7 protein-coding genes are annotated in these 8,933 nt (G+C 69.7%); all 7 read right to left on the bottom strand.

The window, feature by feature from the left end; all coding sequences use genetic code 11:
* Window positions 1-143 precede the first annotated feature (143 nt).
* A complete protein-coding gene (locus DIE21_RS34805; RefSeq protein WP_124501881.1) occupies window positions 144-1,547 on the bottom strand; it encodes an MBL fold metallo-hydrolase RNA specificity domain-containing protein in 1,404 nt (467 codons plus the stop codon).
* A gap of 136 nt (window positions 1,548-1,683) precedes the next feature.
* Window positions 1,684-1,830 (bottom strand): hypothetical protein, encoded by a 147-nt coding sequence (locus tag DIE21_RS37455; RefSeq protein ID WP_185642906.1) that lies wholly within the window; start codon window positions 1,828-1,830, stop codon window positions 1,684-1,686.
* Between the two features lie 31 nt (window positions 1,831-1,861).
* Window positions 1,862-2,047 (bottom strand): DUF2964 family protein, encoded by a 186-nt coding sequence (locus DIE21_RS34800; protein ID WP_124501880.1) that lies wholly within the window; start codon window positions 2,045-2,047, stop codon window positions 1,862-1,864.
* Window positions 2,048-2,205: 158 nt separating this feature from the next.
* Window positions 2,206-3,330: an ABC transporter permease gene (locus DIE21_RS34795; protein ID WP_124501879.1), complete on the bottom strand. Its 1,125-nt coding sequence runs from the start codon at window positions 3,328-3,330 to the stop codon at window positions 2,206-2,208.
* A 2-nt stretch (window positions 3,331-3,332) separates the two neighbouring features.
* A complete protein-coding gene (gene rbbA / locus DIE21_RS34790) occupies window positions 3,333-6,146 on the bottom strand; it encodes a ribosome-associated ATPase/putative transporter RbbA (RefSeq protein ID WP_124501878.1) in 2,814 nt (937 codons plus the stop codon).
* Entirely contained in the window at window positions 6,143-7,216 is a 1,074-nt protein-coding gene (locus tag DIE21_RS34785) for an HlyD family secretion protein (RefSeq protein ID WP_124501877.1), read from the bottom strand. Before DIE21_RS34785 ends, rbbA begins: the two co-directional genes overlap by 4 nt.
* Window positions 7,213-8,706, bottom strand: coding sequence for an efflux transporter outer membrane subunit (locus tag DIE21_RS34780; RefSeq protein WP_124501876.1), 1,494 nt, complete (start codon window positions 8,704-8,706; stop codon window positions 7,213-7,215). Before DIE21_RS34780 ends, DIE21_RS34785 begins: the two co-directional genes overlap by 4 nt.
* Window positions 8,707-8,933: the final 227 nt, after the last annotated feature.

Genomic DNA, 8,933 nt, shown 5'->3' with positions numbered 1-8,933 from the left:
CCCCGGGCGGGCCCCCCCCCACCCCCCCGGCGTTCCCTGTTTTTTCGCTGGGGGGGGTGGGGGGGGGGGGGGGGGGGGGCGCCGGGGGGGGGCGCCCCCCCCCCCCCCCCCCGCGCCCGGCGATTCGCCTGCATCGCCGTGAGTCAGGACGACAGCGCGGCGGGTTCCTGCGTGCCGCCGGTTTCGACTTCGTCAAGATCGGCGCATTGCTCGTAGATCGGCACCTCGCACGGCCAATGCAGCGTCTCCGTGATGCGCCGGCGCAAGGCATCCGCGGCAGCGGGTTCGCCATGCGTGATGAAGGTCCGGACCGGCGCGCACTGCATCGTGCCGAGCCACTTGAGCACCTCTTCGTAGTCGGCATGGGCCGAGAGCGTCGTGATCGACTCGACCTGCGCACGCACGCGGACGTATTCGCCGTGAATCTTCAGCGTCGGCTCGTGCGCGGCGAGCGCCGCGCCGCGCGTGCCGGCGGCCTGGTAGCCGACCAGCGCGATCGTGTTGCGCGCATCCGGCGCATAGCGGGACAGGTGATGCAGCACGCGCCCGCCCGTTGCCATGCCGCTGCCGGCGATGATGACCATCGGGCCATGGTGTTCGGCAATCGCCTTCGACTGCTCGACCGACCGGATCATCGTGGCCGCGTGGCCGAGCGCGTTCGCTTCGGAAACGGTCAGCCGGTGTTCGAGGACATGGTGGCGATAGATCTCGGTCACGTCCGTCGCTATCGGGCTGTCGAGGAACACCGGGACGCGCGCCATGCGGCCGGACGCCTTCAGCCGCGCGATGTAGTGCAGGATTTCCTGCGCGCGGCCGACGGTGAAGCAGGGCATCACGACGAGCCCGCCGCGCGCGAAGGTCGTGTCGAACAGCGCGGCGAGTTCGTTCTCGGGATCCGACGTCGGGTGCAGCCGGTCGCCGTAGGTCGATTCGACCACCAGGTAGTCCGCATGCGCGGGCGGCCGCGGCGGCTGCATGATCGGATCGTGATACCGGCCGAGGTCGCCGGAGAACGCGAGCACCTTGTGATCCCAGTGCATCACGACGCTCGCCGCGCCCAGGATATGCCCGGCCGGCAGCAGACGGAACGCCAGGTCGCCGCCCAGCGCGGTGCATTCGTCGAACGCGACGGGCTTGAGCAGGCTCAGCGCGCGCTGCGCGTCGTCCAGCGTGTACAGCGGTTGCGCCGGACGATGCTTCGAATAACCGTGCCGGTTCGCGAAGTCGGCTTCCTCTTCCTGCAGCCGCGCGCTGTCGCGCAGCATGATGTCGCAGAGTTCGGCCGTGGCCGCCGTGCAGTAGACGGGCCCGCGAAATCCTTCGCGCACCAGGACCGGAAGATAGCCGGCGTGATCGATATGCGCGTGCGTGAGCACGACCGCGTCCAGCGTGTCGGGCGCGAGCGGCAGCGCTCGCCAGTTGCGCAGCCGCAGGTTCTTCGTACCCTGGAACAGGCCGCAATCGACCAGGACGCGCCGGCCGCCGTGCTCGACCCGATACTTCGAGCCGGTCACGGTTTCGGTCGCGCCGAGAAAAGTCAGTTTCATGGATCGCCTCGCGCGGAGTCGACGGAACGATAAGGCGATTACAGCGCGAACGCGCGCGCGACGGTTGACCGAAATCAGGAATTGCGGGATTCCGTGGCCGGCCGAGGTTTCCGGGCGGCGCGCGGTTTGATGACGGTCAGGCTTCGGTCCCGGCGGCGGGAGGATAGTGATCCGGTGCGCCGCCGATGCCGTTCGCGATCGTCGTCACGGCCGGGGCCATCACCCGCAGCTTCGCGCTGTCGTCGACGAGCGGCTTGTGCGCGCAGCGCAGCATGCCGGTCATGAGGTCGAATGCGACGAATCCGGCTGTTTCGCTATCGCTCGCCGGGGGCCGGATTCGGCTGCGCGACGAACGCGACGATGCCCGAAACCAGCGTCATGAGCGCGTACGTGACGACCCGCTCGTCGATCAGCATCGCATGCACGACGCCGAGCAGCGACGCGAGCGCGATGAACACGAAGAGCGTCGCAAGAACGCTTCGGTAGTGCTGTCGAGTCATGACGTTCTCCCGGAAAACGGCCACCGGCGGCACGGTTGCGCCGCAACCGCGGCTGCCGCGGCCATGCGCAACGCATGGCGTCATGATCGCGTGCCGGGCTCCGCCCCGGTTGATCTGTATCAACGGACAAATCCCGGCCTCGCGTGATCGAGGGGCAATCAAGTCATCTGACCAATCGTCTCGCGGAATCGCCTCAGCGACAGCAGGAACAGCACGCAGCCGATCGCGAACAGCGCCGCGAACTGCATCCAGACCGCATCGAGCCCGGCGCCCCGGTACAGGATCCGTTGCGCGAGCTCGACGAAATGGGTGGTCGGCGCGGCCAGCATGATGTCCTGCACGGCGAGCGGCATGCTCTCGCGCGGCGTCAGCCCGCCCGACAGCAGTTGCAGCGGCAGCAGCACGAGCACGAGCAGCATCCCGAACTGCGGCATGCTGCGCACGAGCGTCGCGAGATAGATCCCCATCGACGTCGTCGCGAACAGGTGCAACGCCATGCCGGCCACGAACAGCGGCACGGACCCGGGAATCGGCACGTGCAGCGCGCCGCCCACGACGAACGTCAGCGACGCGACGGCAGCGGCCGCGACGACGAGCCCCATCGACCAGACCTTCGCGAGCATGATCTCCGCGGCGGTCACCGGCATGACGAGCAGATGCTCGATCGTGCCGTGCTCGCGCTCGCGAATCAGCGCGGCGCCGGTGAGGATCATCGACAGCATCGTCACGTTGTTGATCAGCTCCATCAGCGCGCCGAACCAGACTTCGTCGAGATTCGGATTGAAACGCATCCGCATCGCGAGACCGACGGGCGGCAACGGCGTGCCGCGCTGGCGCCGCACGAATGCGTCGATCTCGCCCGACACGATCTGCTGGACGTAGCCGCCGCCGGTGAACGCCTGCGTCATGCGCGTCGCATCGACGTTGAGCTGGACCGTCGCATGGCGGCCGGCCAGCACGTCGCGCTGGAAATCCGGCGGAATGTCGAGCGAGAACGTGTAGTCGCCGTTGTCCAGGCCGCGATCGGCCGAGCCGGCGTCGACGATCGGGGGCGGCGCGAACTGCGGCGGAAAGAACGCCGCCGCGATGCGCGCCGACAGCGGCGACGCATCTTCGTCGACGATCGCGATCGGCACCTTGTGCAGCGTTTCCGGACGCGCGGTGGCGGCGACGTAGATCGACGCGCTGAACGTGTAGACGATGAGCGCGAGCAGGATCGGGTCGCGAGCGAGGCTCCAGAGTTCCTTGACGCCGAGCCGGAAGATGGCGAGCAGGCGCGACATGGTCAGCGCTCCTGCTTGCGGAGCAGGACGCCGGTCATGACCAGGATGACCGGCACGGCCGCAAGCATCGGCCAGAACTGGGACGACAGGTCGGCCGGGCCGAGCGCCTTGTTGTACACGCCGCGGCTGATCGCGAGCATGTAGGTGGCCGGATAGACCGTGCCGATCCACTTGCCGCTGCCCTCGAGCGACGACAGCGGCGTGAGCAGCCCCGAGAACTGCACGACGGGGATCAGCGTGCCGACGATCGTCATGAAGATCGCGGCGATCTGGCTGCGGGTAAACGTCGACGCGAACAGCCCGATGGCGGTGGCCACGACATTGAAGATCAGCACCGCGGCCGCCAGCGTCGCGAAACTTCCCTTGATCCGCACGCCGAACACGACGTCGGCCAGCACGACCATCAGCAGGAAATTCAGCATCGCCAGCATCACGTACGGCGCCTGCTTGCCGAGCAGGAATTCGGCCCGCGTGACGGGCGTCACGTACAGGTTGACGATCGACCCGAGCTCCCGTTCCCGCACGACGGCGAGCGCCGTCAGCATCGCGGGCAGCATCAGCAGCAGCATCGGCATGATCGCCGGAATCATCGCCGGCAGGCTCTTGACGTCGGGGTTGTAGCGATAGCGGATCGCGATGTCGACGGCCGGGACGAGCGACACGCCGAGGCGGCGCTTCGCCTGGTCGCGCAGCCAGTTTTCGTGCATGCCGGCCACGTAGCCGCGGATCGTCTCCGCACGCATCGGCATCGCGCCGTCGACCCACGCGCCGATTTCCACGGGCCGGCCGCGCGCGACGTCGCGCGCGAAACCGGGCGGGATCTCGATCGCGAGCGACAGCCGGCCGTTACGCATGCGGCGCTCGAGGTCGCGGTCGTCCGCGAGCGGCGCACGCGGCACGAAGTAGCGGGAACCGGCGAGGTTCTGCGCATAGTCCTGGCTCAGGATCGACTGATCGCGATCCAGTACCGCGAACGTCAGGTTGTCGACGTCGAGACTGATCCCGATGCTGATCACGCACATCAGCACGAGCGAACCGAACAGCGCCAGCGTCGCGCGCAGCGGGTCGCGTCGCAGTTCGAGCACTTCGCGCCACAGATAGCTGCCGGCGCGCGCCGGGCTGAACCATGCGGCGCCGCTGCCGGCGCCGGCCGCCGCGGGCGGCGCGGCGAGCCAGCCGGCGTCGGACGACGCATCGGCCGGCGTGCCGTCCGTGCCGTCCGCACGTTGTGCGTCGCTCAGGTAGCCGATGAACGCGTCCTCGAGCGTGGCGGCGCCGCGCAGGCGAACCAGTTCCGCGGGCGCGGCGCTCGCGAGCACGCGGCCCGCATGCATCAGCGAGATGCGGTCGCAACGGGCGGCCTCGTTCATGAAGTGCGTCGAGATGAAGATGGTCACGCGATCGTTGCGCGCGAGCTCGATCATCAGCCGCCAGAAGTCGTCCCGCGCGACGGGGTCCACGCCCGACGTCGGCTCGTCCAGGATCAGCAGCTCGGGCTTGTGCACCATCGCCACCGCGAGGGACAGCCGCTGCCGCATGCCGAGCGGCAGGCGCTCGGGCAGCGAGTCGAGTGCGTCGGCGAGCCCGAAGCGCGCGACCATTTCGGCCACCCGTGCGGGTACGTCCGGTTCCGCCACGCCGAACAGGCGCGCGTGCAGCACGAGGTTCTGCCGGACGGTCAGTTCGCCGTAGAGCGAGAATCCCTGCGACATGTAGCCGACGCGCCTGCGCGTGTCGATGTCGTTCGCGGCGACCGGCCGGCCGAACAGCGTCGCGGTGCCTTCGGAGGCGGGGAGCAGCCCCGTGAGCATCTTCATGGTCGTCGACTTGCCGCAGCCGTTGGAGCCGAGAAAGCCGAAGATCTCGCCGCGGCGAATCTGCAGGCTCACGTGGTCGACCGCGACGAAATCGCCGAACCGCATCGTCAGCGCATCGGCCTCGATCGCGTAGCCGGCGCCCGGATCGGGCTGGTACGGCTCGATCCGGACCGGCTGGTGTCCGTGCCGGCGATCCTCCGGGAGCAACGCGATGAACGCGGCTTCCAGCGTGTCGCAACCCGTGCGGGCGAGCAGTTCGCCGGGGCTGCCCGTCGCCAGCACGCGGCCGGCGTCCATCGCGATCAGCCGGTCGAAACGCCGGGCCTCGTCCATGTACGCGGTGGCGACCAGCACGCTCATCGCCGGGCGCGCGGCGCGAATGCGTCCGATCAGCTCCCAGAACTGCGCGCGCGAGAGCGGGTCGACGCCGGTCGTCGGTTCGTCCAGGATCAGCAGATCGGGATCGTGGATCAGCGCACAGCACAGGCCGAGCTTCTGCTTCATGCCGCCGGACAGTTTGCCGGCAGGGCGATCCAGGAACGGATGCAGGCCGGTGCTGTGCGTCAGCGCGTCGATCCGGCGGCGCCGCTCCGCCGCGTCGTGGCCGAACAGTCTCGCGAAGAACTGCAGGTTTTCCTCGACCGACAGCGTCGCGTACAGGTTCCGGCCGAGGCCTTGCGGCATGTAGGCGACGCGCCGGCATACGCGCGCGCGATGGCGGCGCGACGACAGATCGCCGTCGAGCGTCCATACACGCCCCTGCTGGATCGCACGCGCGCCGGCAACGAGCGCGAGCAGGCTCGACTTGCCGACACCGTCCGGCCCGATCAGCCCGATCATGCGGCCGGCCGGGATCTCGAGCGTCACGTCGGCGAGCGCGTATTTGTCGCCGTAGCGCAGCGACACGCCGGACAGCCGGGCGACCGTGCCCGGATCGGCCGGCGCCGGCAGGCCGTCGATCGAGCCGGCATCCGTATCGGCAGGCGTCGTCGATTTCATTGCGGCACCCGGATCGCGAGACGATCCGGCCAGCCTGCGTGCGGGTCGGTCTTCAGCCACGCGACGCCCGGCAACCCGGTCTTGACGAGTTTCAGGTGGCGCTGCAACAGATCGCGGTCGATGCGTGCCTTGACGCGAAACATCAGCTTCTGCCGCTCGGTGGCCGTCTCGACCGTCTTCGGCGTGAACTGCGCGGTGCTCGACACGTAGGACACGCGTGCCGGAATCACGTATTCCGGCGCCGCATCGAGCACGATCCGCACGTCGGCGCCGAGCGGCACCCGGCCCACGACCGCTTCGGGCAGGAAGAACGTCATGTACACGTCGGACAGGTCGACGACGTTGAGCACCTTGCCGCCTGCCGGCAGGACCTCGCCCGATTCGGCGATCCGATACTGGACGCGCCCGGCGCGCGGCGACGTCAGTTCGCTGTCCGCGATATCGGCCCGCACGCGCGCAACGGTCGCCTGCGCGGCCGTCACGGCCGAACGCGCCGCGACGAGCTGGGCCCGCGTGGCATCGATGGCGGCCTGCGCGGCTTCGACCTGGGCCCGCGCGGCATTCACGGTCGCCCGCAGGCTGCCGGCACGCGCGCGATCGTCGTCCAGTTCCTGCATCGACGACGCACCGTCGCGCGACAGCGTCTCGGACCGCGCGAGCCGCCGCGTGGCCGCATCCAGCTCGCTTTCCCGCTGCACGACGACGGCCGCGGCCGCGGCCTTGTCACTGCGGCGCTGCGCCACCTGCGCGTCGATGCTCGCCGCGGTGTTGACCGCCTGTTGTGCCCGGGCTTGCGCTTCGTCGAGCTGCGCCTGCAGGACGACGACGTCCATGCGTGCGAGCGGCTGGCCGGCCGTCACGAAATCGCCTTCGTCGACGAGCATGGCGGTGACGCGCCCGGGCAGCTTGGTCGCGACGTCGATTTCGGTCGCCTCGATGCGGCCGTTGCCGCTGACGAGGCCCGCATCCGCCTGTCCGTCGCGCCAGCGCGTCCAGCCGTAGTACGCGAGGCCGATCGCGAGCACGGCCGCACCGACACCGATCAGAAGAGGGCGCTGGATGATTTTCATGGTTGGGAAGCCGAGTCTGTCGAAAGGGGGGGCGGTGCCGCGCCAGTCCTGCCGGTGTCGATCGTCCCGCCGCCCAGCGCGCCGTACAGCGCGACGCGGCTCGACAGCAGCGCACGGCGGGTCATGACCAGTTGCTGCTCGGCGTTCATCAGGTCCCGCTGCGCATCGAGCACTTCGAGGAAGCGGGTGGCGCCGCTGTCGTAGCGCAGCTTCGCCAGGCGCGCCCGCTCGGCCTGCGAGGCCAACGTGGCACGCTCGATCGCGACCTGGTCTGCGAGCCAGTGGCGCGCGGCGAGCGCATCGGACACGTCGCGGAACGCACGCTGCAGCGTCTTCTCGTACTGGGCGAGCGCCTCGTCGCGTTGCGCGCGCGCGAGCGCGAGATTCGACCGGTTGCGGCCACCGTCGACGAGCGGCAGCGTGACGTTCGGAATCACCGACCACACGCCCGACCCGGACGACAGCAGCGCATGCAGTGCGCTGCTTCCCGAACCGATCGAGCTCGTCAACGCGATGCGCGGGAAGAAGGCAGCACGCGCCGCGCCGATGTTCGCGCGGGTTGCCTGCAGTTCGTGCTCCGCCGCGATCACGTCCGGACGCCGGGTCAGCAGCGACGACGGCAGCCCGGGGGCGAGCGAAGGCATCACCGCGCCGTCGTCGAGCGCGAGCGGCGTGTCGGCCGCATCCGGCGGCGCACCGACGAGCAGTGCCAGTGCATCGGCCGCCGCGGCGCGGGCCTGCTGCAACTGGACGCCGAGCGATTCCGCCTGCTGCAGCAGAATGTCCGATTGCGTGAGGTCGAGGCGCGAGATCGCGCCGGCCGCGTGACGCAGCCGGAAAATCCGCAGCGACTCGCGCCGCGTGTCGACCGTCGCGCGGGTCAGCGCGATGCGTTCGTCGATCTCGCACAGGGTCAGATAGGCGTCCGCCACCCCGGTGACGACGCTCAGTGTCACTGCCTGGCGGGCCGCGTCGCTCGCGAGGTAGCGCTGGAGCGCCGCGTCCTTCAGGCTGCGCACGCGGCCCCAGAAATCGAGCTCCCACTGCGTTTCGGCCAGCTGGACTTCGTAGACCTGGCCGATGACGGGCGCCGGCGAGAGCAAGCCGCCCGGCGTGCGAAACCGCGCATAGGCCGCGCCCGCGCCGATCGTCGGCCATTGATCGGCACGGCGGATGCCGTGGACCGCACGTGCCTGCTCGACGCGCGCGACCGCCGCGCGCAGATCCCGATTATTGGCGAGCGCCTGCCCGATCAGCGCGCGAAGGCGCGCGTCGACGAAATAGGCCTGCCACTCGGGCACTTGCGCCGCCGGTGTCGCGTCGGCGGACGGATCCGGAAAGGATGCGGGAATCGGTGCGGCGGGACGTGCGTCCGGTGGCGCGAGCGACACGCATCCCGACAGCAGCCCCATGCCCGCGGCCAGCGCAACGGCACGCAGGCGTCGCGCGACGGCAGGGTGAAAGCGAACGGGAGGCGCGGCAGCGCGCATGGAGGTGCCTCGTCGAATACGGGAATACTGGATGGCGCCGCCCCGGGTGCGTCGCCGCTTCGGACTCGTTTATATCCGACGATTACCGGGTTTCCCCTTGATCTGCGTCACTCGCGCGGGAATACGTTTCGAGCGGTCCCTCGCTTGACGCGCGTGCCGGAGCGTGCGCCGGGCGGTCGCGACGCGTCGTGACGGCAGGCCGGCCGCGGTATGCAGCACGGTCGGTG

The organism is Burkholderia sp. Bp9140, assembly GCF_003853425.1.
Taxonomy (GTDB): Bacteria; Pseudomonadota; Gammaproteobacteria; order Burkholderiales; family Burkholderiaceae; genus Burkholderia.
The sequence above is the reverse complement of the archived record's forward strand: the minus strand, read 5'-3'. Positions and strand labels throughout refer to the sequence as shown.

Bases quoted from the DNA above. Each gene is read 5' to 3' on its own strand.
- rbbA (WP_124501878.1), bottom strand. From the start codon at position 6,146: ATGAAATCGACGACGCCTGCCGATACGGATGCCGGCTCGATCGACGGC.
- DIE21_RS34805 (WP_124501881.1), bottom strand. From the start codon at position 1,547: ATGAAACTGACTTTTCTCGGCGCGACCGAAACCGTGACCGGCTCGAAG.
- DIE21_RS34800 (WP_124501880.1), bottom strand. From the start codon at position 2,047: ATGACTCGACAGCACTACCGAAGCGTTCTTGCGACGCTCTTCGTGTTC.
- DIE21_RS34795 (WP_124501879.1), bottom strand. From the start codon at position 3,330: ATGTCGCGCCTGCTCGCCATCTTCCGGCTCGGCGTCAAGGAACTCTGG.
- DIE21_RS37455 (WP_185642906.1), bottom strand. From the start codon at position 1,830: ATGACCGGCATGCTGCGCTGCGCGCACAAGCCGCTCGTCGACGACAGC.
- DIE21_RS34785 (WP_124501877.1), bottom strand. From the start codon at position 7,216: ATGAAAATCATCCAGCGCCCTCTTCTGATCGGTGTCGGTGCGGCCGTG.
- DIE21_RS34780 (WP_124501876.1), bottom strand. From the start codon at position 8,706: ATGCGCGCTGCCGCGCCTCCCGTTCGCTTTCACCCTGCCGTCGCGCGA.